The sequence below is a fragment of the Streptomyces sp. NPDC085927 genome, from assembly GCF_044540975.1.
Lineage (GTDB): Bacteria > Actinomycetota > Actinomycetes > Streptomycetales > Streptomycetaceae > Streptomyces > Streptomyces hirsutus.
On the sequence record NZ_JBITSN010000002.1, the window covers coordinates 586,460 to 608,394 of the forward strand.

General features: G+C 71.0%; 18 protein-coding genes. 17 read left to right on the forward strand and 1 reads right to left on the reverse strand.

What is annotated here, in order from left to right; all coding sequences use genetic code 11:
* Nucleotides 1–192: 192 nt before the first annotated feature.
* The 13 genes from ACIF80_RS07620 (at nt 193) to ACIF80_RS07680 (ending at nt 14,543) form a co-directional block, all read left to right on the forward strand.
* Nucleotides 193–1,770, forward strand: a complete 1,578-nt coding sequence (locus ACIF80_RS07620) for a UDP-N-acetylmuramoyl-L-alanyl-D-glutamate--2,6-diaminopimelate ligase (RefSeq protein WP_399800614.1) — start codon at nt 193–195, stop codon at nt 1,768–1,770.
* Between the two features lie 4 nt (nt 1,771–1,774).
* Nucleotides 1,775–3,181 carry a UDP-N-acetylmuramoyl-tripeptide--D-alanyl-D-alanine ligase gene (murF, locus tag ACIF80_RS07625; protein WP_399800616.1) on the forward strand — a complete coding sequence of 469 codons (1,407 nt, stop codon included), beginning with the start codon at nt 1,775–1,777 and terminating at the stop codon, nt 3,179–3,181.
* Nucleotides 3,181–4,272, forward strand: a complete 1,092-nt coding sequence (gene mraY, locus ACIF80_RS07630; RefSeq protein WP_399801239.1) for a phospho-N-acetylmuramoyl-pentapeptide-transferase — start codon at nt 3,181–3,183, stop codon at nt 4,270–4,272. Before murF ends, mraY begins: the two co-directional genes overlap by 1 nt.
* Complete coding sequence (murD, locus tag ACIF80_RS07635) at nt 4,254–5,711, forward strand: UDP-N-acetylmuramoyl-L-alanine--D-glutamate ligase (protein WP_399800619.1); 1,458 nt, start codon at nt 4,254–4,256, stop codon at nt 5,709–5,711. The genes mraY and murD overlap by 19 nt, the downstream gene beginning before the upstream one ends.
* Nucleotides 5,712–5,792: 81 nt before the next feature.
* Nucleotides 5,793–7,145, forward strand: coding sequence for a putative lipid II flippase FtsW (gene ftsW, locus ACIF80_RS07640; protein ID WP_399800622.1), 1,353 nt, complete (start codon nt 5,793–5,795; stop codon nt 7,143–7,145).
* Between the two features lie 6 nt (nt 7,146–7,151).
* Entirely contained in the window at nt 7,152–8,243 is a 1,092-nt protein-coding gene (gene murG, locus ACIF80_RS07645; RefSeq protein ID WP_399800625.1) for an undecaprenyldiphospho-muramoylpentapeptide beta-N-acetylglucosaminyltransferase, read from the forward strand.
* 140 nt (nt 8,244–8,383) lie between these two features.
* The gene (locus ACIF80_RS07650; RefSeq protein ID WP_399800627.1) at nt 8,384–9,181 is read left to right on the forward strand and encodes a cell division protein FtsQ/DivIB; all 798 of its coding nucleotides are present in this window, start codon (nt 8,384–8,386) and stop codon (nt 9,179–9,181) included.
* Between the two features lie 280 nt (nt 9,182–9,461).
* Nucleotides 9,462–10,655, forward strand: coding sequence for a cell division protein FtsZ (gene ftsZ, locus ACIF80_RS07655; protein WP_381362157.1), 1,194 nt, complete (start codon nt 9,462–9,464; stop codon nt 10,653–10,655).
* Nucleotides 10,652–11,380 (forward strand): peptidoglycan editing factor PgeF, encoded by a 729-nt coding sequence (gene pgeF, locus ACIF80_RS07660; protein WP_399800630.1) that lies wholly within the window; start codon nt 10,652–10,654, stop codon nt 11,378–11,380. Before ftsZ ends, pgeF begins: the two co-directional genes overlap by 4 nt.
* Nucleotides 11,381–11,386: 6 nt before the next feature.
* A complete protein-coding gene (locus tag ACIF80_RS07665; RefSeq protein ID WP_399800632.1) occupies nt 11,387–12,118 on the forward strand; it encodes a YggS family pyridoxal phosphate-dependent enzyme in 732 nt (243 codons plus the stop codon).
* 130 nt (nt 12,119–12,248) lie between these two features.
* Entirely contained in the window at nt 12,249–12,899 is a 651-nt protein-coding gene (locus ACIF80_RS07670) for a cell division protein SepF (RefSeq protein WP_055593378.1), read from the forward strand.
* A 50-nt stretch (nt 12,900–12,949) separates the two neighbouring features.
* The gene (locus tag ACIF80_RS07675; RefSeq protein ID WP_332426778.1) at nt 12,950–13,240 is read left to right on the forward strand and encodes a YggT family protein; all 291 of its coding nucleotides are present in this window, start codon (nt 12,950–12,952) and stop codon (nt 13,238–13,240) included.
* 52 nt (nt 13,241–13,292) lie between these two features.
* A complete protein-coding gene (locus ACIF80_RS07680) occupies nt 13,293–14,543 on the forward strand; it encodes a DivIVA domain-containing protein (protein ID WP_399800634.1) in 1,251 nt (416 codons plus the stop codon).
* A 260-nt stretch (nt 14,544–14,803) separates the two neighbouring features.
* Here ACIF80_RS07680 and ileS read toward each other — a convergent pair whose 3' ends face one another.
* On the reverse strand, nt 14,804–17,962 hold the full coding sequence (gene ileS / locus ACIF80_RS07685) for an isoleucine--tRNA ligase (protein ID WP_399800636.1): 3,159 nt from the start codon (nt 17,960–17,962) through the stop codon (nt 14,804–14,806).
* 655 nt (nt 17,963–18,617) lie between these two features.
* On the opposite strand from ileS, the gene ACIF80_RS07690 reads away from it, so the two are divergent.
* The 4 genes from ACIF80_RS07690 to ACIF80_RS07705 all read left to right on the forward strand — a co-directional run bounded on the left by ACIF80_RS07690 (nt 18,618) and on the right by ACIF80_RS07705 (nt 21,753).
* Nucleotides 18,618–19,574: a TraR/DksA C4-type zinc finger protein gene (locus ACIF80_RS07690; RefSeq protein ID WP_399800639.1), complete on the forward strand. Its 957-nt coding sequence runs from the start codon at nt 18,618–18,620 to the stop codon at nt 19,572–19,574.
* Between the two features lie 88 nt (nt 19,575–19,662).
* Nucleotides 19,663–20,289 carry a signal peptidase II gene (gene lspA / locus ACIF80_RS07695; RefSeq protein ID WP_399800642.1) on the forward strand — a complete coding sequence of 209 codons (627 nt, stop codon included), beginning with the start codon at nt 19,663–19,665 and terminating at the stop codon, nt 20,287–20,289.
* Nucleotides 20,290–20,344: 55 nt separating this feature from the next.
* On the forward strand, nt 20,345–21,289 hold the full coding sequence (locus ACIF80_RS07700; protein ID WP_399800645.1) for an RluA family pseudouridine synthase: 945 nt from the start codon (nt 20,345–20,347) through the stop codon (nt 21,287–21,289).
* Complete coding sequence (locus ACIF80_RS07705) at nt 21,286–21,753, forward strand: GNAT family N-acetyltransferase (protein ID WP_399800647.1); 468 nt, start codon at nt 21,286–21,288, stop codon at nt 21,751–21,753. The genes ACIF80_RS07700 and ACIF80_RS07705 overlap by 4 nt, the downstream gene beginning before the upstream one ends.
* The last annotated feature ends 182 nt before the right edge of the window (nt 21,754–21,935 follow it).

Consider the following 21,935-nt stretch of genomic DNA (forward strand, 5'->3'; position numbering starts at 1 on the left):
GGGAAACGGAATACTCCCGACCCCGGGAAACGGAACACCCCCCACCCCGTAGCGGACCCCGCCGCCGGACACGGCTCCCCGCCGGACGGCACCGCGCACGGCCCCCTCTTTCGCTCCGCGGCGGGGGAGCCCGGTACGCTCACCGCCGTGCCACACGCTGATCAGTCCCAAACCACTCAGAAGGGCCACCCCGTGACATTCCCCGGGCCGCCCCGGCCGGCGCGGGTCACCGCCACCCCCCTCGCGGAACTCGCCCGTCAACTGGGTACCACCGTGCCGCAGCGGACCGCCGACGTCACGGGCATCACCCATGACTCGCGCGCGGTGCGCCCCGGTGACCTGTACGCCGCCCTCCCCGGCGCCCGCGTGCACGGCGCCGACTTCGTCAACCAGGCAGCGGGCCTCGGCGCGGTCGCCGTGCTCACCGACCCGAGCGGCGCCGAACGCGTCGCCGCGGCCGGCCTGCCCGCCCTGGTGGTCGACGACCCCCGCGCGGGCATGGGCGAACTGGCGGCCACGATCTACGGCCACCCGGGCCGCGACCTGCTCCAGATCGGCATCACCGGCACCTCCGGCAAGACCACCACCGCCTACCTCGTCGAGGGCGGCCTGAAGACCGTCCGCGGCACGGACGAGGAGGGCCGGGGCGGAACGCCGCCGGCCGAGGGCGGTGGTGAGCGACGGGTGGGGCTGATCGGCACCGTCGAGATGCGCATCGGCGACGAGCGCATCAAGTCCGAACGCACCACGCCGGAGGCCACCGACCTCCAGGCCCTGTTCGCCGTCATGCGCGAACGCGGTGTCGACGCGGTCGCCATGGAGGTCTCCAGCCACGCCCTGGTACTGGGCCGGGTGGACGCCTGCGTCTTCGACATCGCCGTCTTCACCAACCTGAGCCCGGAACACATGGAGTTCCACTCCGACATGGAGGACTACTTCGGGGCCAAGGCGCAGCTGTTCACCCCGCTGCGCAGCCGCCTCGCCGTGGTCAACGCCGACGACGAGTACGGCCGCCGCCTCACCAAGGAGGCCGGCGTCCCCGTCATCACCTACTCCGCCGAGGGCCACCCCGACGCCGACTGGCGCGCCGAGGGCGTCGTGGTCGGCCCCACCGACTCCACGTTCACCGTGATCGGTCCCGAGGGCGAGCGGATCACCGCCCGCTCGCCGCTGCCGGGCCCCTTCAACGTGGCCAACACCCTCGCCGCGATCGTCGCCCTCGCCGCCGCCGGACTGGACCCGCAGACCGCCGCCGACGGCGTCGCCGCCGTCCCCGGCGTGCCCGGCCGGCTGGAGCGCGTGGACGCGGGCCAGCCGTACCTCGCGGTGGTCGACTACGCGCACAAGACCGACGCCGTCGAATCGGTGCTGCGCGCCCTGCGCAGGGTCACCGAGGGCAAGGTCCACGTGGTGCTCGGCTGCGGCGGGGACCGGGACATCACCAAGCGGCGGCCGATGGGCGCCGCGGCGGCCCGGCTCGCCGACACCGCCGTCCTGACCTCCGACAACCCCCGCTCCGAGGACCCCCTCGCGATCCTCGCCACCATGCTGGAGGGCGCGGCCTCCGTGCCCGCCCACGAACGCGGCGAGGTGCAGGTCTTCGAGGACCGGGCCGCGGCGATCGCCGCCGCCGTCGCCCGCGCACAGCCCGGCGACGCCGTGCTGGTCGCCGGCAAGGGCCACGAGCAGGGACAGGACATCGCCGGGGTGGTGCGTCCCTTCGACGACCGCCAGGTGCTTCGCGAAGCTATTCAGCAGACCCAGGGATGAACTTGTGATCGCCCTCTCCCTCGCCGAGATCGCAGAAGTCGTCGGCGGGCAGACGTACGACATACCGGATCCGTCCGTCCCGGTCACCGGGCCGGTGGTGCGGGACTCACGGGAGGTGGTGCCGGGCAGCCTGTTCGTCGCCTTCGCCGGTGAACGCGTGGACGGCCACGACTTCGCGGCCGCGGTCGTCGAGGCGGGCGCGGCCGCCGTGCTCGCCTCCCGGCCCGTGGGGGTGCCCGCGATCGTCGTCGAGGACGTCCAGAGCGCGCTGGGCGCCCTCGCCCGGCACGTCGTGCGGCGTCTCGGCGCCACCCTCGTCGCACTGACCGGCTCGGCCGGCAAGACCAGCACCAAGGACCTCATCGCGCAGGTGCTGCGGCGCAAGGCACCGACCGTCTTCACCCCCGGCTCCCTCAACAACGAGATCGGGCTGCCGCTGACCGCGCTCACCGCCACCGAGGAAACCCGGTTCCTCGTACTGGAGATGGGCGCCCGCGGAATCGGCCACATCCGCTACCTCGCCGGTCTCACCCCGCCGAGGATCGGCCTCGTGCTCAACGTGGGCACCGCGCACATCGGCGAGTTCGGCGGCCGGGAGCAGATCGCCCAGGCCAAGGGCGAACTCGTCGAGGCCCTCCCCGAGGACGGCACCGCGGTCCTCAACGCGGACGACCCGCTCGTACGCGCCATGGCGTCCCGCACGAAGGCGAAGGTGCTCCTCTTCGGAGAGAGCGACGAAGCGGACGTTCGGGCCGAGAACGTGCGACTCACGGACAGCGGACAGCCGTCGTTCAGGCTTCACACACCCTCCGGTGCAAGCGATGTGACCATGCGCCTGTACGGTGAGCACCACGTGTCGAACGCGCTCGCCGCGGCCGCCGTCGCCCACGAGTTGGGCATGTCCGCAGACGAGATCGCACTCGCGCTCTCCGAAGCGGGCTCCCTCTCCCGCTGGCGGATGGAGGTCACCGAGCGCCCGGACGGCGTGACGGTCGTCAACGACGCCTACAACGCGAACCCCGAGTCCATGCGAGCCGCCCTGCGCGCGCTCGCGGCCATGGGCAAAGGACGTCGTACGTGGGCGGTGCTCGGCAAGATGGCCGAGCTCGGGGACGAGGCGCTCGCCGAGCACGACGCGGTCGGACGGCTCGCCGTCCGGCTCAACGTCAGCAAGCTCGTCGCGGTCGGGGGCAGGGAAGCCGCCTGGCTGCAACTGGGCGCATATAACGAGGGTTCGTGGGGTGAGGAGTCGGTGCACGTGTCCGACGCACAGGCGGCTGTCGACCTGTTGCGCAGTGAATTGCGCCAGGGAGACGTCGTTCTCGTGAAGGCGTCCCGGTCGGTCGGTCTCGAGAGCGTGGCGCAGGCGCTGCTCGCGACCGGTACCGAGGGTGAGGTCGTCGCCCGATGATGAAGCAGATCCTGTTCGCAGGAGTCATTGGCCTCTTCCTGACGCTGGTCGGCACCCCGCTGCTGATCAAGCTGCTTGCACGCAAGGGGTACGGGCAGTACATCCGCGACGACGGCCCGCGCGAGCACGCCAGCAAGCGCGGTACGCCGACGATGGGCGGTATCGCCTTCATCCTGGCGACGGTCGCCGCGTACTTCCTGGCGAAACTGGTCACGGTCTCCCTGGACCCCAAGGCCGACGCGTCGCCGACCTTCTCGGGTCTGCTGGTGCTCGGCCTGATGGTGGGCATGGGCCTGGTCGGTTTCCTGGACGACTACATCAAGATCGTCAAACGGCGTTCGCTGGGCCTGCGGGCCAAGGCGAAGATGTCCGGCCAGCTGATCGTCGGTATCACCTTCGCCGTGCTCGCCCTGCAGTTCGCGGACAACCGGGGCAACACCCCGGCGTCCACCAAGCTGTCGTTCATCACCGACTTCGGCTGGACCATCGGCCCGGTGCTGTTCGTCATCTGGGCGCTGTTCATGATCCTCGCGATGTCGAACGGCGTGAACCTGACGGACGGTCTGGACGGTCTGGCCACCGGCGCCTCCGTCCTGGTCTTCGGCGCCTACACCTTCATCGGCGTCTGGCAGTTCCAGGAGTCCTGCGCCAACGCGACGACCCTGACCAACCCGGGTGCCTGTTACGAGGTGAGAGACCCCCTCGACCTCGCGGTGGTCGCCTCCGCGCTGATGGGCTCCTGCCTGGGCTTCCTGTGGTGGAACACCTCGCCGGCCAAGATCTTCATGGGCGACACCGGTTCGCTCGCCCTCGGCGGCGTCCTCGCGGGCCTCGCGATCTGCTCCCGCACCGAGCTGCTGGTCGCCATCCTGGGCGGCCTGTTCGTCCTCATCACCATGTCGGTGGTCATCCAGGTCGGCTCCTTCAAGCTCACCGGGAAACGCGTCTTCCGGATGGCGCCGCTCCAGCACCACTTCGAACTCAAGGGGTGGTCCGAAGTCCTTGTCGTGGTCCGCTTCTGGATCATCCAGGGCATCTGCGTGATCGTCGGACTCGGCATCTTCTACGCGGGATGGGCAGCGGACAAGTGACCGCACCAGTGGCATCGCAGTCCCCGGAGCCCTACCGGTTCCGGGGCAGGCACATCACCGTCGCCGGGCTCGGCGTCTCCGGCGTCCCGGCGGCCAGGGCGCTGCACGGCCTCGGCGCGCACGTCACGGTCGTCAACGACGGCGACGACGAGCGCGCCCGGAGCCAGGCGGCCGAGCTGGAACGGCTCGGTGTCACCGTCCGCCTCGGCGAGCAGGCCGCGAGCACCCTCCCCGAGGGCACCGAACTCGTCGTCACCGCCCCCGGCTGGAAGCCCGACAAGCCGTTGTTCGCCGCCGCCGCACAGGCCGGCGTCCCGGTCTGGGGCGACGTCGAACTGGCCTGGCGGCTGCGCGGCCCCGACGCCCCGCCCTGGCTCGCGGTCACCGGCACCAACGGCAAGACCACCACCGTCCGGATGCTCGCCTCGATCCTCGAGGCGGCGGGCCTGCGCACCGCGGCCGTCGGCAACATCGGCGTCTCGCTCCTCGACGCGGTGCTCGGCGACGAGCAGTACGACGTGCTCGCCGTGGAACTGTCCAGCTACCAGCTGCACTGGTCCTCCTCCCTGCGCGCGCACTCGGCGGCGGTGCTGAACCTCGCCCCCGACCACCTCGACTGGCACGGCTCCATGGAGGCGTACGCCGCCGACAAGGGCCGCGTCTACGAGGGCAACCGGGTCGCCTGCGTCTACAACGTGGCCGACAAGGCCACCGAGGACCTGGTCCGCGAGGCCGACGTCGAGGAGGGCTGCCGGGCCGTCGGCTTCACCCTCGGCACCCCCGGCCCCTCCCAACTCGGTGTCGTCGACGGCATCCTGGTCGACCGCGCCTTCGTCGAGGACCGGCACAAGAACGCCCAGGAGCTCGCCGAGGTCGGCGACGTCGACCCGCCCGCCCCGCACAACATCGCCAACGCCCTCGCCGCCGCCGCCCTCGCGCGCGCCTACGGGGTGCCGGCGGCGGCCGTACGGGACGGGCTGCGCGCCTTCACCCCGGACGCCCACCGCATCGCGCACGTCGCCGACGTGGACGAGGTTGCCTGGGTGGACGACTCCAAGGCGACCAACACCCATGCCGCACAGGCCTCGTTGGCGGCCTACGAGTCGATCGTGTGGATCGCCGGCGGACTCGCCAAGGGCGCCGCCTTCGACGAACTGGTCGCGGGCTCGGCGAAGCGCCTGCGCGGCGTCGTCCTGATCGGCGCGGACCGCGCGCTGATCCGCGAAGCCCTGGCGCGACACGCACCGGAAGTACCCGTGGTCGACCTCGACCGGACCGACACTGGGGCGATGCTCCAGGCTGTCCAGGAGGCGAAACGGCTCGCCCGGCCCGGCGACACGGTGCTGCTGGCCCCGGCCTGCGCCTCGATGGACATGTTCGCCAACTACAACAGGCGCGGTGAGGCGTTCGCACAGGCGGTGCGCGAACTCGGTGCCTGACCCGGCCGGCCTGTGCCGGGCGACCTTGGGAGGGACGCGTGGGACCGTCGAGGCACCATGGGGCGCACAGCGGAGGCCGACATGCCCGGTAGCCGCACCGGACGGCCTCCCGTGCGGCGGGCGCCCCACCGCCCCGCCGCACCCCGGCCGGCCCGCGAGAACCCCCTCAGGGCCCTCCACGCGCGGGCCTACAAGGCCTGGGACCGGCCGCTGACCGCCTACTACCTGATCCTCGGTGGCAGCGCGCTGATCACCGTGCTCGGCCTGGTGATGGTCTACTCGGCCTCCCAGATCACCGCGCTGCAGATGTCGCTGCCCGGCTCGTACTTCTTCCGCAAACAGCTCCTGGCCGCCGGCATCGGGGCCGTGCTGCTGCTCGCGGCCTCCCGGATGCCGGTGAAACTGCACCGGGCGCTGGCCTACCCCATCCTCGCGGGCGCCGTCTTCCTGATGGTCCTGGTGCAGGTGCCGGGGATAGGGATGGAGGTCAACGGCAACCAGAACTGGATCGGCGTCGGCGGCTCCTTCCAGCTCCAGCCCAGCGAGTTCGGCAAGCTCGCCCTGGTGCTGTGGGGCGCCGACCTGCTCGCCCGCAAGCAGGAGAGGCGGCTGCTGTCCCAGTGGAAGCACATGCTGGTGCCGCTCGTTCCGGCCGCCTTCATGCTGCTGGGACTGATCATGCTCGGCGGCGACATGGGCACGGCGATCATCCTGACGGCGATCCTCTTCGGCCTGCTCTGGCTGGCCGGGGCGCCCACCCGGCTGTTCGCCGGCGTGCTGACCGTCGCCGCGCTGATCGGCGCGCTCCTCATCAGGACCAGCCCGAACCGCATGGCCCGGCTGGCCTGTCTCGGCGCCACCGAACCCCAGACGGGCCCTGTCGACTGCTGGCAGGCCGTGCACGGGATCTACGCCCTCGCGTCCGGCGGGATCTTCGGTTCCGGACTCGGCGCGAGTGTGGAGAAATGGGGCCAACTGCCCGAAGCCCACACCGACTTCATCTTCGCCATCACCGGTGAGGAACTGGGCCTGGCGGGGACGCTGTCGGTACTCGCCCTGTTCGCGGCTCTAGGCTATGCGGGTATCCGCGTGGCCGGACGCACGGAGGACCCCTTCGTGAGGTATGCCGCGGGAGGCGTGACCACCTGGATCACGGCCCAGGCCGTGATCAACATGGGTGCGGTCCTCGGGCTGCTGCCGATCGCAGGTGTTCCCCTCCCGCTGTTCTCCTACGGGGGCTCCGCCCTGTTGCCGACCATGTTCGCCATCGGGCTGCTGATCGCCTTCGCGCGTGACGAGCCCGCTGCGCGGGCGGCGCTTGCGATGCGGCAACCTCGCTTTGGTAGAAAGCGGGACCGGGGTACCCAGCGACCCCACAGATGGAACACGATGCGACGGCGCGCCACGGCGGCACGCTCGTCCGGAGAGCGGTGAATTTCGGTGCATGTCGTACTCGCCGGCGGAGGAACCGCGGGCCACATCGAGCCCGCGCTCGCCCTCGCGGATGCCCTGCGCAGGCAGGATCCGTCCGTGGGCATCACGGCCCTGGGCACGGAACGCGGTCTCGAGACACGTCTGGTACCCGAGCGCGGGTACGAACTGGCGCTGATCCCCGCCGTGCCGCTGCCCCGCAAGCCCACCCCCGAGCTGATCACCGTCCCGGGCCGGCTGCGCGGCACCATCAAGGCGACCGAGCAGATCCTGGAACGCACCAAGGCGGACGCCGTGGTCGGCTTCGGCGGCTATGTCGCCCTGCCCGGCTACCTCGCCGCCAAGCGGCTCGGTGTGCCGATCATCGTCCACGAGGCCAACGCCCGCCCCGGCCTGGCCAACAAGATCGGCTCCCGGTACGCGGCCAAGGTCGCCGTCTCCACCCCGGACAGCAAGCTGCGCGACGCCCGCTACATCGGGATCCCGCTGCGCCGCTCCGTCGCCACCCTGGACCGGGCCGCCGTGCGGCCCGAGGCCCGCGCCGCGTTCGGGCTCGACCCCAACCTGCCCACGCTGCTGGTCTCCGGCGGCTCGCAGGGCGCCCGCCGGCTGAACGAGGTCGTCCAGCAGGTCGCGCCGTGGCTCCAGCGGGCCGGCATCCAGATCCTGCACGTGGTCGGCCCGAAGAACGAACTGCCCCAGGTGCAGCAGATGCCGGGAATGCCCCCCTATATCCCGGTAGGTTATGTGGACCGAATGGACCTCGCGTACGCCGCGGCCGACATGATGCTCTGCCGCGCGGGCGCGATGACCGTCGCCGAACTCTCCGCCGTCGGGCTCCCGGCCGCCTACGTCCCGCTGCCCATCGGCAACGGAGAACAGCGGCTGAACGCCCAGCCGGTGGTCAAGGCCGGCGGCGGACTTCTGGTCGACGACGCGGAGCTGACGCCGGAGTGGGTCCAGCAGAACGTGCTGCCCGTCCTGGCCGACCCGCACCGGCTGTACGAGATGTCCCGCGCCGCCGCCGAGTTCGGCCGCCGGGACGCCGACGACCTGCTCGTCGGCATGGTGTACGAGGCGATCGCCTCACGTCACCGCTAGGACACCGGCGAGTGAGCCGAAGGGGTGCGGCGGTGCCGGGAGGCCGAGCGTGCGGAGGCCCGAGGGGCTGAGCACGGTCGGCCTCCCGGCACCGGCCGGGGTACCCCGGAGGCGAACCGCGCCGCGGGAAAGGGAGTGCTGTGGCCGGATCGACCACCGCCGAGCGCGGTGAACGCCGGCGGGAGTCGTCCGGGCCGCCGCCTGCGCGGCGGCGGTTGAGACGGAGGCAACTTCGTCTGATCATCATCCTGGCGGTCGTCCTGGTCTTCTTCGGCAGCGGCACGTTCTGGCTGCTGTACGGGTCCGATCTGGCCCGGGTGGAGCGGGTGTCCGTGTCCGGCACCCGGGTCCTGACCCCCGGGGCAGTGCGTGAGGCCGCCGATGTCCCCGTCGGGGACCAGCTGGTCGCGGTGGACACGGACGCGATCGCCTCGCGACTCCGCGAGGAATTGCCCCGGATCGACACAGTTGACGTGGTCCGTTCCTGGCCGCACGAAATCGGGCTGAATATCACCGAGCGCACGCCGGTTCTCGTGGTCGAAAAGGGCGGGGACTTCACCGAGATCGACGACGAAGGTGTCCGGTACGCCACGGTTTCCCGAGCACCCAAGGGTGTTCCCCGGCTGGAATTGGGCACACGCCGGAGTGGTACCACGGCCGCGAGCCTGCGCCGCTTCGGCGAGGGCCGGCTGGTGCGCGAGGCGGTGCGGGTCGCCCGTGAGGTGCCGGACGCCGTCGCCCGTGCGACGCGGAGCGTCAAGGTCCGTTCCTATGACGACATCTCTCTGGAACTGGCGGACGGCAGGACGATCGCCTGGGGGAGCGGTGAGAATGGTGCCGCGAAGGGCCGTGCCCTCACCGCTCTGCTGAAAGCGGCGCCGGACGCACGGCACTTCGATGTGAGTGTTCCCACGGCACCCGCGTCATCAGGGAGTTGACGCATATCGACGCAGGCCAGCCCCCTGGTTGGGGGGCGCCATGGCTGATCACATAGGGTGAAAAGAAAAACGGGAGGTTCGGCGTGTTCGTTGAACGCGCGCCACTTGTCGACTTAGTGTCCTGTTCAGAAGACTCCAGGGAACAGGCACACTGGTAACCCTAAACTTCAACGTTAGGGTTCGGGTCGGCGATACGGACCGTCCCACATCGGCATCAGTCGTCGAATCGCGGCACCGCCGTGAGCCGACGACACGTAACTCGAGGCGAGAGGCCTTCGACGTGGCAGCACCGCAGAACTACCTCGCAGTCATCAAAGTCATCGGTGTCGGCGGCGGTGGTGTCAATGCCATCAACCGGATGATCGAGGTCGGTCTCAAGGGCGTCGAGTTCATCGCCATCAACACCGACGCGCAAGCCCTGTTGATGAGCGACGCCGACGTCAAGCTCGACGTCGGCCGTGAACTCACCCGCGGACTCGGCGCCGGAGCCAACCCGGCCGTCGGCCGCAAGGCGGCAGAGGACCACCGCGAGGAGATCGAGGAGGTCCTCAAGGGGGCCGACATGGTCTTCGTGACGGCCGGCGAGGGCGGCGGCACCGGCACCGGCGGCGCCCCCGTCGTGGCCAACATCGCCCGCTCGCTCGGCGCTCTCACCATCGGTGTGGTCACCCGCCCGTTCACCTTCGAGGGCCGGCGCCGCGCCAACCAGGCGGAGGACGGCATCGCCGAGCTCCGCGAAGAGGTCGACACCCTCATCGTCATCCCCAACGACCGGCTGCTGTCCATCTCGGACCGCCAGGTCTCGGTCCTGGACGCCTTCAAGTCGGCGGACCAGGTCCTGCTCTCCGGTGTCCAGGGCATCACCGACCTCATCACCACCCCCGGCCTGATCAACCTCGACTTCGCCGACGTCAAGTCGGTCATGTCCGAGGCCGGATCGGCCCTCATGGGCATCGGCTCGGCCCGCGGCGACGACCGCGCGGTGGCCGCCGCCGAGATGGCGATCTCCTCCCCGTTGCTGGAAGCCTCCATCGACGGCGCCAGGGGCGTCCTGCTGTCCATCTCCGGCGGCAGCGACCTCGGTCTGTTCGAGATCAACGAGGCCGCCCAGCTGGTGAGTGAGGCGGCCCACCCCGAAGCCAACATCATCTTCGGCGCGGTGATCGACGACGCCCTCGGCGACGAGGTCCGGGTCACGGTGATCGCGGCCGGCTTCGACGGCGGCCAGCCGCCCTCGAAGCGGGACAACGTCCTCGGCTCGTCCTCGGCCAAGCGCGAGGAGCCCGCCCCCGCGCGGCAGCCCGAGAGCCGCCCGTCCTTCGGCTCCCTGGGCAGTGTCACGCCCAAGGAGGAGCCGGAGCAGGCCCCCGAGCCGGTCAGCGACATCCCGGTCGCCCAGCCGCCCGTCCCGCCGTCCCGCACCTACGCGGACAGCGCGGCCGAGGAACTGGACGTACCGGACTTCCTCAAGTGATAGGACAGGGCGAAAGCGTGCGCGGCGCGCACTTCGCCCTCACCGACCGGTGGGGCGGGGTGAGCGCCGCTCCGTATGCGGAGCTCAATCTCGGCGGGGCGGTCGGCGACGACCCCGGCGCGGTGCGCACCAACCGCGAACTGGCCGCGAAGTCCCTCGCCCTCGACCCGGCGCGGGTGGTCTGGATGAACCAGGTGCACGGAGCCGACGCGGTCGTGGTGGACGAGCCGTGGGGCGACCGCCCCGTTCCCGAGGCCGACGCGGTGGTCACCGCGCGGCGGGGTCTCGCCCTCGCCGTCCTCACCGCCGACTGCGTCCCGGTGCTGCTCGCCGACCCCGTCGCCGGTGTCGCCGCGGCGGCCCACGCGGGCCGGCCCGGACTGGTCGCGGGGGTGGTTCCCGCCGCCGTGCGGGCCATGACGGAACTCGGCGCCGACCCGGCCCGCATCGTCGCCCGCACCGGCCCCGCCGTCTGCGGCCGGTGCTACGAGGTGCCGTCGCGGATGCGCGCCGAGGTGGCCGCCGTCGAGCCGGCGGCGTATGCCGAGACGAGCTGGGGCACACCGGCGGTCGATGTGGCCGGGGGCGTGCACGCCCAGCTCGAACGGCTCGGGGTGGGTGACCGGGAGCGGTCGCCGGTGTGCACGCTGGAGTCGGACGATCACTTCTCGTACCGGCGGGACCGCGCCACCGGGCGGCTCGCGGGCTATGTGTGGCTGGACTGATGGGGCATGACGGAACGCAAGGAAGAACTCGCCGCGAATCTCGCGGAGGTGGAGGAGCGGATCGCCGCCGCGTGCGCGGCCGCCGGACGCGGGCGGGAGGAGGTGACCCTGATCGTGGTCACCAAGACCTTCCCCGCGAGCGATGTGCGGATCCTGTCGGAGCTCGGTGTGCGTCATGTCGCCGAGAACCGCGACCAGGACGCCGCCCCGAAAGCCGCCGCATGTGCTGATCTACCCCTTGAATGGCACTTTGTCGGACAACTTCAGACCAACAAGGTGCGATCTGTGGCGGGTTACGCCGATTTCGTGCAGTCCGTCGATCGTTCCCGGTTGGTCACGGCGCTCTCGAAGGAGGCCGTGCGCAACGGGCGCGAACTGGGCTGCCTCATTCAGGTCGCGCTGGACGCGGACGAGCCCGCGGCGGGAGGGAGCCGGGGGGAGCGTGGCGGCGTGGCGCCGGGAGGCGTCGCGGAGTTGGCCCGTCTCGTCGCCGCGGCCGACGGCCTGCGGCTGGACGGACTGATGACCGTCGCTCCGCTCACCGGGGAGTACGCAGGGCGCCAACAGGCGGCGTTCGAGCGCTTGATGGATTTGTCGACCGACCTGCGCGCGGCCCATCCTGCTGCGAACATGGTCTCCGCGGGGATGAGTGCGGATCTCGAACAGGCGGTTGCGGCCGGAGCGACACATGTGCGCGTAGGCAGTGCGGTACTCGGAGTCCGCCCCCGGCTCGGGTAACGTCGCCAGGAAGTCGGACCACAGCAGAAAATATGGTCATTGCCGCTGATCGGGCGGACTTGAGGACCTTGTGGATCGCGGGCACTTGGCGGTCGTCAGCGGATCCACCACAGAGCGGAGGGCACGGAGAATGGCCGGCGCGATGCGCAAGATGGCGGTCTACCTCGGCCTCGTGGAGGACGATGGGTACGACGGCCGCGGATTTGACCCAGACGACGACTTCGAACCCGAACTCGACCCGGAGCCCGAGCGGGACCACCGGCGGCACGAGCCGTCGCACCAGTCGCACGGTGTACACGGGGCACATCAACTCCAAAGGGACGAAGAGGTGCGAGTCGCCCCGTCGCCCCCGCTTCGCGAGCCGGTCGCCCGGTCCGCTTCGCTTCCCGCTGAATCGGCACGCCCGGCGCGCATCGCGCCCGTGGCATCCATCACACAAGAACGCGCCAGCCTGGAGAAGAACGCACCGGTGATCATGCCCAAGGTCGTGTCGGAACGAGAGCCTTACCGGATCACCACACTTCACCCGCGGACCTACAACGAGGCCCGTACCATCGGGGAACACTTCCGTGAAGGCACGCCGGTGATCATGAATTTGACCGAGATGGACGACACGGACGCCAAGCGACTTGTCGACTTTGCGGCCGGTTTGGTGTTTGGTCTTCACGGCAGTATCGAGCGGGTGACGCAGAAGGTGTTCCTGCTGTCTCCTGCTAACGTCGATGTCACGGCGGAGGACAAGGCCCGTATCGCAGAGGGCGGGTTCTTCAACCAGAGCTGAGACGCAGGACCGGACAGACGTAGGACACAGGGGAGAGGGACAACCAGACCATGAGCGTGTTCGCGCAGGTGATCTACATCGCGCTGATGGTGTTTCTCATCGTGCTCATCTTCCGTCTGGTCATGGACTATGTCTTCCAGTTCGCCCGCTCGTGGCAACCCGGCAAGGCGATGGTGGTCGTCCTGGAGGCCACCTACACTGTCACCGATCCACCGCTGAAGCTTCTGCGGCGGGTCATCCCGCCGCTGCGTCTCGGGGGCGTGGCGCTCGACCTGTCCTTCTTCGTATTGATGATCATCGTCTACATCCTGATCTCCCTCGTGGGCAATGCGCTGAGGTGACTGTGGACGACATGGGCCTGCCGACTGCCGATGACTACGTTGAGGTGAAGAGATGCCGTTGACCCCCGAGGACGTGCGGAACAAGCAGTTCACAACCGTCCGCCTCCGAGAAGGCTATGACGAGGACGAGGTCGATGCCTTCCTCGATGAGGTCGAAGCCGAACTGACGCGCCTGCTCCGAGAGAACGAGGACCTGCGCGCCAAACTGGCCGCGGCCACGCGTGCTGCTGCCCAGAACCAGCAGAACATGCGCAAGCCTCCTGAACCGCAGGACCAGCAGCAACAGCAGGGGCCGCCCCAGGGGATGCCCCAGCAGGGCATGCGAGGTCCCGGCGGTCCGGTGCCCGCCGGCATATCGGGCCCGCCGCAGCAGCAGATGGGTGGCCCCATGGGTGGTCCGCCCCAGCTGCCGAGCGGTGCGCCGCAGCTGCCCGCCGGCCCCGGCGGTCAGGGCGGTCCGCAGGGTCCCGGCCCGATGGGTCAGGGTCCCGGTCCCATGGGCCAGGGCGGCCCGATGGGCCAGGGTGGCCCGATGCAGGGGCAGATGGGCCAGGGCGGCCCGATGCAGGGGCAGATGGGCCAGGGCGGCCCGATGCAGGGACAGATGCAGGGGCAGATGGGCCACGGCGGCCCCATGGGCGGCCCCGGTGGCCCCATGGGCGGTCCTCCCGGCCTCCCCGGGCAGCAGGGCGGCCCCGGTGGCGACAGCGCGGCCCGCGTGCTCTCGCTGGCCCAGCAGACCGCCGACCAGGCGATCGCCGAGGCCCGTTCCGAGGCCAACAAGATCGTCGGCGAGGCGCGTTCGCGTGCCGAGGGTCTCGAGCGGGACGCCCGCTCCAAGGCGGACGCCCTGGAGCGGGACGCGCAGGAGAAGCACCGCGTCGCGATGGGCTCCCTGGAGTCCGCCCGCGCCACGCTGGAGCGCAAGGTCGAGGACCTGCGCGGCTTCGAACGCGAGTACCGCACGCGGCTGAAGTCCTACCTGGAGTCGCAGCTGCGTCAGCTGGAGACCCAGGCGGACGACTCGCTCGCCCCGCCGCGTCAGCCCGCCGCCCCGTCGCTGCCGCCGTCCCCGGCGCCCTCGATGGCTCCGGCCGGTGCCGGTGCGCCGTCGTCCTACGGCGGCAACCAGCAGATGGGCGGCGGCCCCGGCCAGTCCGGCCCGTCCTACGGTGGCGGCCAGCAGCAGATGCAGCCGGCGATGACCCAGCCCATGGCGCCGGTGCGTCCGCAGGGACCGTCGCCGATGGGTCAGGCGCCCTCGCCGATGCGCGGGTTCCTGATCGACGAGGACGACAACTGACGGCCTGATGGCCATGAGTACGGCGTAGCGGCCGACAGCGTTCAGGGCGGGGCCCCGGGTTCGAGAACCCGGGGCCCCGCCCTTGTGCTACGCGCGTTGGGGCCCCTTCGCGACGATTGCGGTGATTGTTCGAGGCGCGGGGCAGTTGTCCGTGGGACGCAACGCCGAAGGGCCCGGGCCCGCCGGATTCCTCTCGGCGGACCCGGGCCCTGGGCAATCCGGGTGGCGCGGGACGCGCCGGTGCGGTCTGCCCCTTGGACCTACACCTTGCGGAGGCGGAACGTCAGGGACAGGCCCTCGTCGGTGAACGGCTGCCCGTAGGTGTCGTCCGCCTCACCCGGGGCGCTGTGCTCATTGACGAAGGCCACGGCGAGGACCTCGTCGGCGATGAGACCGGCGTGCTCGGTCAGGGCCGCGACGGTGGCGTCCTCCGTCGCCGTCCAGCGCAGGGCGATCCGGTCGGCCACGTCGAGGCCGCTGTTCTTGCGGGCCTCCTGGATCAGCCGGATCGCGTCCCGGGCCAGACCGGCACGGCGCAGCTCCTCGGTGATCTCCAGGTCCAGGGCGACCGTGGCACCGGCGTCGGACGCCACCGACCAGCCCTCGCGCGGGGTCTCCGTGATGATCACCTCGTCCGGGGCGAGGGTGATCGTCTCACCGTCGACCTCCACCGAGGCGGTGCCCTCGCGCAGTGCCAGGGACAGCGCGGCGGCGTCCGCGCCGGCGACGGCCCTGGCGACGTCCTGGACGCGCTTGCCGAACCGCTTGCCCAGCGCACGGAAGTTGGCCTTGGCCGTCGTGTCCACCAGCGAGCCGCCCACCTCGGAGAGGGACGCCAGGGACTCGACGTTCAGCTCCTCGGTGATCTGCTGGTGCAGCTCGGGGTGGAGGGCGCCGAAGCCGCTCGCCGCGATCAGGGCGCGCTTGAGCGGCTGGCGGGTCTTGACGCCCGACTCCGCGCGGGTGGCCCGCCCCAGCTCCACCAGACGGCGCACCAGCACCATCTGCTTCGACAGCTCCGGGTCGATCGCCGTCAGGTCGGCCTCGGGCCAGGAGGACAGGTGGACGGACTCCGGGGCGTCCGGGGTGACCGGCACGACCAGGTCCTGCCAGACCCGCTCGGTGATGAACGGGGTCAGCGGGGCCATCAGCTTGGTGACCGTCTCGACGACCTCGTGCAGGGTGCGCAGTGCGGCCTTGTCGCCCTGCCAGAAGCGGCGCCGGGAGCGGCGGACGTACCAGTTGGACAGGTCGTCGACGAACGCGGACAGCAGCTTGCCGGCGCGCTGGGTGTCGTAGCTGTCCAGCGCCCGGGTCGCCTGGTCGGTGAGCGCGTGCAGTTCGGAGAGCAGCCAGCGGTCCAGCAGCGGGCGGTCGGCGGGTGCCGGGTCGGCCTCGGAGGGGGCCCAGCCGGACGTGCGGGCGTACAGCGCCTGGAAGGCGACGGTGTTCCAGTAGGTCAGGAGCGTCTTGCGGACGACCTCCTGGATGGTGCCGTGGCCCACCCGGCGGGCCGCCCACGGGGAACCGCCGGCCGCCATGAACCAGCGGACCGCGTCCGCGCCGTGCTGGTCCATCAGCGGGATCGGGTCCAGGGTGTTGCCCAGGTGCTTGGACATCTTGCGGCCGTCCTCGGCGAGGATGTGGCCGAGGCAGACGACGTTCTCGTACGAGGACTTGTCGAAGACCAGGGTGCCGATGGCCATCAGCGTGTAGAACCAGCCGCGGGTCTGGTCGATGGCCTCGCAGATGAACTGCGCCGGGTACCTGCTCTCGAACAGTTCCTTGTTCTTGTGCGGGTAGCCCCACTGCGCGAACGGCATCGAACCCGAGTCGTACCAGGCGTCGATGACCTCGGGCACGCGCGTGGCCGTCTTCCCGCAGCCGTCCTGCGGGCAGGCGAAGGTGACCGCGTCGATGAACGGGCGGTGCGGGTCGAGGCCCGACTGGTCGGTGCCGGTCAGCCCGGTCAGCTCGGCGAGCGAGCCGACGCAGGTGAGGTGGTCGTCCTCGCAGCGCCAGATCGGCAGCGGGGTGCCCCAGTAGCGGTTGCGGGACAGCGCCCAGTCGATGTTGTTGTTCAGCCAGTCGCCGTACCGGCCGTGCTTGACGGAGTCCGGGAACCAGTTGGTGCCCTCGTTCTCCTCGAGCAGGCGGTCCTTGACGGCCGTGGTGCGGATGTACCAGGAGGGCTGCGCGTAGTAGAGCAGCGCGGTGTGGCAGCGCCAGCAGTGCGGGTAGCTGTGCTCGTACGGGATGTGCTTGAACAGCAGGCCCCGGTCGCCCAGGTCCTCCGTCAGTTTCTCGTCGGCCTTCTTGAAGAAGACGCCGCCGACCAGCGGGACGTCCTCCTCGAAGGTGCCGTCCGGGCGGACCGGGTTCACCACGGGCAGGCCGTAGGAGCGGCAGACCCTGAGGTCGTCCTCACCGAAGGCGGGCGACTGGTGGACCAGACCCGTACCGTCCTCGGTGGTGACGTAGTCGGCGTTGACCACGTAGTGGGCCGGCTCGGGGAACGCGACGAGCTCGAAGGGGCGCTGGTACGTCCAGCGCTCCATCTCGGCGCCGGTGAAGGTCTCGCCGGTGGTCTCCCAGCCCTCACCGAGGGCCTTGGCGAGAAGCGGCTCGGCGACGACGACCTTCTCCTCGCCGTTCGTCGCGACGACGTAGGCGACCTCGGGGTGCGCGGCGACCGCGGTGTTGGACACCAGCGTCCACGGCGTGGTCGTCCACACCAGGAGCGCGGCCTCGCCGGCCAGCGGGCCGGAGGTGAGGGGGAAGCGGACGTAGACGGACGGGTCGACGACCGTCTCGTAGCCCTGCGCCAGCTCGTGGTCGGACAGGCCGGTGCCGCAGCGGGGGCACCAGGGGGCGACGCGGTGGTCCTGGACCAGCAGGTCCTTGGTGAAGATCTCCTTCAGAGACCACCAGACGGACTCGATGTACTCCGGGTCCATCGTGCGGTACGGGTCCTGGAGGTCGGCCCAGTACCCCATGCGGGTCGTGAGCTCCTCGAAGGCGTCGGTGTGGCGGGTCACCGACTCGCGGCACCTGGCGTTGAACTCGGCGATGCCGTACGCCTCGATGTCCTGCTTGCCGGAGAAGCCGAGCTCCTTCTCCACCGCCAGTTCCACCGGGAGGCCGTGGCAGTCCCAGCCGGCCTTGCGGCCCACGTGGTAGCCGCGCATGGTGCGGAAGCGGGGGAAGACGTCCTTGAAGACGCGTGCCTCGATGTGGTGGGCGCCCGGCATGCCGTTGGCGGTGGGCGGGCCCTCGTAGAACACCCACTCGGGGCGGCCCTCGGACTGCTCCAGGCTCTTGGCGAAGATCTTCTGTTCCTGCCAGAAGTCGAGCACCGCGTGCTCGAGAGCGGGCAGGTCGACCTGGGCGGGCACCTGTCGGTACGTCGGCGTTGTCATCAGCGGGCTTCCTCCGGCGGACTTGCTGCCTTCCGTCCGGAGGGACGAGAGCTGTGTCGATCCCTGCGCCGCCGTCGGCGCGCTCCCGCGGTACCACCCTCCTTGGCCCCCCGGTGCGTCGTGTGCGCCGGTGAGCCCCCTCATTGGGGTCGCGATGCCGGTTCTACTCGCCGCTGCTGTCGGGCTGCGGCTTTCTTCCGGCGGCTCCGGGGTGATCTTCGCGTCGCGCTCGCCCCCGGGCTCACACCGTCCCCGGGTCGCTCTGGGCTGCGTACGCCGCTACTCGTCCCCATCCACGCTTCTCGCTCCGCCCAGTGTACGGCGCGGAGCGGACAGCGGCCGACCGGTTGTTCCGCGGACGGTGAGCGGGGGCCCGGATGGGGTGCGCGCACATGCCGTTCACGTACATGCCGCATGAGTCGCAAATAGAGGGACATACCACCGAATGAGGCGGTACGGGTGTTCGGATTCTGTGACGTCCGACTTGGTGGCATACCCGGCGGGGAGCTGGGCACAACGGATGAAGGTCCGCCGCGCGGCGTCCGCGGGGCGGGCGAATCGGGCGGTGCGCCCCGTTGCCGCGGGACCCGAGTCGATTTATCGTCCCAGAACGATTCGCGCGCAAGATCACAGTATGTGAAAAGGGGCCGCGGCCATGGTGGCGAAGAAGACCGCCGTACAGCAGTCGGCGTCCGGCAGGGCCATGCCCGCCGAGGAGTCCCGGGAGGACACGAAGACGACGGCGCAGGCGGGAAAGGCGGCCACGAAGCAGTCGGCCGGGAAGGCCGGATCCGGGAAGGCCGGGACGGGAAAGAGCACGGCGGGGAGGACCGGGGCCGGGAAGGACGCCCCCGCCCCCGCGAAGACGAAGGCGGGGAAGGGGACGTCGGCCTCCGGAGCCGCGCGATCGAAAGCGACGGCTGCCAAGGCCGCCGCGGCCGGGAGCCCCCGGAAGAAGACGGCCGCCCGGGGGGCGGAGGCCGGTACCGGGCGGGGTACCGCGCGTGAGGGCGGTAGCGGCGGTGCGAAGGAAAGCACCACCAGGACCAGCGGGGGCACACAGGACACGGCCGGGCACGGCACGGCCACTGGCGCGGACGCGGCCGAGGCCGCGACGCAGACGGGAGCGACGACGGTGGGTGCTGAGAAGACTCCGGGCACGGCGACGGCGGCGAAGACCGCCGTGCCCAAGGCACGGCTCGCAGCGGTGGAGCCGGGCGACCTCGCGGTGCGTCCGGGCGAGGAGCCCTGGACACCGGAGGAGGTCGAGGACGCGCGGGCCGAGCTGACGGCCGAGGCGCTGCGGCTGCGCGAGGAGATCACCTCGTCCGAACGGTCCCTGGCCGGCCTGATGCGGGACTCCGGGGACGGGGCGGGCGACGACCAGGCCGACACCGGCACGAAGAACATCACGCGCGAGCACGAACTGGCGCTCGCCGCCAACGCGCGCGAGATGCTCACCCAGTACGAGCGCGCCCTGCAGCGGCTGGAGGCCGGCACCTACGGCCTGTGCGAGAGCTGCGGCAACCCCATCGGCAAGGCCCGGATGCAGGCCTTCCCCCGGGCCACGCTGTGCGTCGAGTGCAAGCAGAAGCAGGAGCGCCGGTACTGAGCACCCTTGTACGCCGCCTGAGCACGAGGGCCGCACGGGGTGTGCCGTACCCTCGTCCTCAGTCAGGTACCTAGGGTGAGGGACTCACGTGGCAGAGGCGGAGCGCATCATCGGTACGCCGGAGACCCCGGACGCGGACCGGGACGGGCAGGACCGTGACGAGCAGGACCGGACCGGGCTCGACCCGGCCGGTGCCCAGGGCGCGGAGGCGGCGGCCGAAGCACCCCGCGGCAAGCGGCGCGTGGCCGTGCTGTTCGCCGTCGCCGTCGTCGCCTACGCCCTCGACCTGATCAGCAAGATGATCGTGGTCGCGAAGCTGGAGCACCACGAGCCCATCGAGATCGTCGGGGACTGGCTGAGGTTCGAGGCGATCCGCAACGCGGGCGCGGCCTTCGGCTTCGGCGAGGCCTTCACCGTGATCTTCACGCTGATCGCGACGGTGGTGATCGTGGTGATCGTCCGGCTGGCCCGCAAGCTGTACAGCCTGCCCTGGGCGATCGCGCTGGGCCTGCTGCTCGGCGGTGCCCTCGGCAACCTCACGGACAGGATCTTCCGCTCCCCGGGCGTCTTCCAGGGCGCGGTCGTCGACTTCATCGCGCCCAAGCACTTCGCCGTCTTCAACCTGGCGGATTCGGCGATCGTCTGCGGCGGCATCCTGATCGTCCTGCTGTCCTTCCGGGGCCTGGACCCGGACGGGACCGTCCACAAGGACTGAGCAGGACCGAGAGCGCGCGTACGGAGTCGCCGGGCCGGTCCGGCATACTCGACGGGTGAGCACGATTCCCGAGATCCGAACCCTGCCCGTGCCCGACGGCCTGGAGGGCGAGCGCGTCGACGCCGCCATCTCCCGCATGTTCGGCTTCTCCCGGACCAAGGCGGCCGAACTCGCCACCTCGGGAAAGGTCACGGTCGACGGATCGGTGGTCGGCAAGTCGGAGCGGGTGAGCGGGGGCGCCTGGCTCGAGGTGGAGATGCCGCAGGCATCCGCCCCGGTGCAGGTGGTCGCCGAACCCGTCGAGGGCATGGAGATCGTGCACGACGACGACGACGTGGTCGTGATCGCCAAGCCGGTCGGGGTCGCCGCCCACCCCTCTCCGGGCTGGACCGGACCGACCGTGATCGGCGGCCTCGCCGCCGCCGGGTACCGCATCTCGACCTCCGGCGCCGCCGAGCGCCAGGGCATCGTGCACCGCCTCGACGTCGGCACCTCCGGTCTCATGGTGGTCGCCAAGTCGGAGTACGCGTACACGTCGCTGAAGCGCCAGTTCAAGGAGCGCACGGTCGACAAGCGCTACCACACCCTGGTCCAGGGCCACCCCGACCCGACCAGCGGCACCATCGACGCGCCCATCGGCCGGCATCCGCACCACGACTACAAGTGGGCGGTCACCGCCGAGGGCAAGCCCTCCGTCACGCACTACGACCTCATCGAGGCCTTCCGGTCCGCCTCGCTCCTCGACGTCAAGCTGGAGACCGGCCGCACCCACCAGATCCGCGTCCACATGGCCGCCCACCGGCACCCCTGCGTCGGAGACCTGACCTACGGCGCCGACCCCACGCTCGCCAAGCGGCTCGGCCTGACCCGTCAGTGGCTGCACGCCGTGCGGCTCGGCTTCGAGCACCCCGGGGACGGCCTGTGGGCGGAGTTCAGCAGCGACTACCCCGAGGACCTGCAGCAGGCGCTGGACCGGGTCCGGGAGGAGACCTACGCGTGAGCACCCCGTACGTGGTCCGCGAAGCGGTGGAACCCGGCGACCGGGAGGCGTGCTTCGCGGTGCGCAAGGAGGTCTTCGTCGCCGAGCAGGGCGTGCCCGAGGACCTGGAGTACGACGCGCACGACGCCGGCGCCGTGCATGTGCTCGCGCTCGGTGAGGACGGCGAGCCGCTCGGCACCGGGCGGCTGCTGCACGGCGGGGCCGCCGCGGCGAAGACCGGCGGCGACACGTCGGTCGGGTCCCTGGGACGCCTCGCGGTGACGCGCCGGGCGCGCGGGCTCGGTATCGGGGCCGCCCTGGTCCGGGGCATCGAGGAGGCGGCCCGCGCCCGCGGTCTCACCGCCGTCGACCTGCACGCGCAGACCCATGCCCTGGGGTTCTACGAGCGGCTGGGATACGTGGCGTACGGACCGGAGTTCCCGGACGCGGGGATGCCGCACCGGGCCATGCGGCGCGCTCTGTGACCGGACGGGACACGTAACAGGCGACGCGAGGCGGGTCCGGAGGGCCGGGAACCGGCCCGCCTCGAGGCGGGCCGGTCACTGTGGCGGTACACACTCCGGCCGGCCGGCCTCCGCACGCGTAAGCGTCCCGTGACCGGGCACGCGGGGTGACCGGTGGCGTCGGACGCCTGGCGCCGAACGGT

Bases quoted from the DNA above. Each gene is read 5' to 3' on its own strand.
- murD (WP_399800619.1), top strand. From the start codon at position 4,254: ATGGGCAGCGGACAAGTGACCGCACCAGTGGCATCGCAGTCCCCGGAG.
- ACIF80_RS07675 (WP_332426778.1), top strand. From the start codon at position 12,950: ATGAGCGTGTTCGCGCAGGTGATCTACATCGCGCTGATGGTGTTTCTC.
- ACIF80_RS07665 (WP_399800632.1), top strand. From the start codon at position 11,387: ATGACGGAACGCAAGGAAGAACTCGCCGCGAATCTCGCGGAGGTGGAG.
- ftsW (WP_399800622.1), top strand. From the start codon at position 5,793: ATGCCCGGTAGCCGCACCGGACGGCCTCCCGTGCGGCGGGCGCCCCAC.
- ACIF80_RS07690 (WP_399800639.1), top strand. From the start codon at position 18,618: ATGGTGGCGAAGAAGACCGCCGTACAGCAGTCGGCGTCCGGCAGGGCC.
- ACIF80_RS07680 (WP_399800634.1), top strand. From the start codon at position 13,293: ATGCCGTTGACCCCCGAGGACGTGCGGAACAAGCAGTTCACAACCGTC.
- ACIF80_RS07670 (WP_055593378.1), top strand. From the start codon at position 12,249: ATGGCCGGCGCGATGCGCAAGATGGCGGTCTACCTCGGCCTCGTGGAG.
- ileS (WP_399800636.1), bottom strand. From the start codon at position 17,962: ATGACAACGCCGACGTACCGACAGGTGCCCGCCCAGGTCGACCTGCCC.
- mraY (WP_399801239.1), top strand. From the start codon at position 3,181: ATGAAGCAGATCCTGTTCGCAGGAGTCATTGGCCTCTTCCTGACGCTG.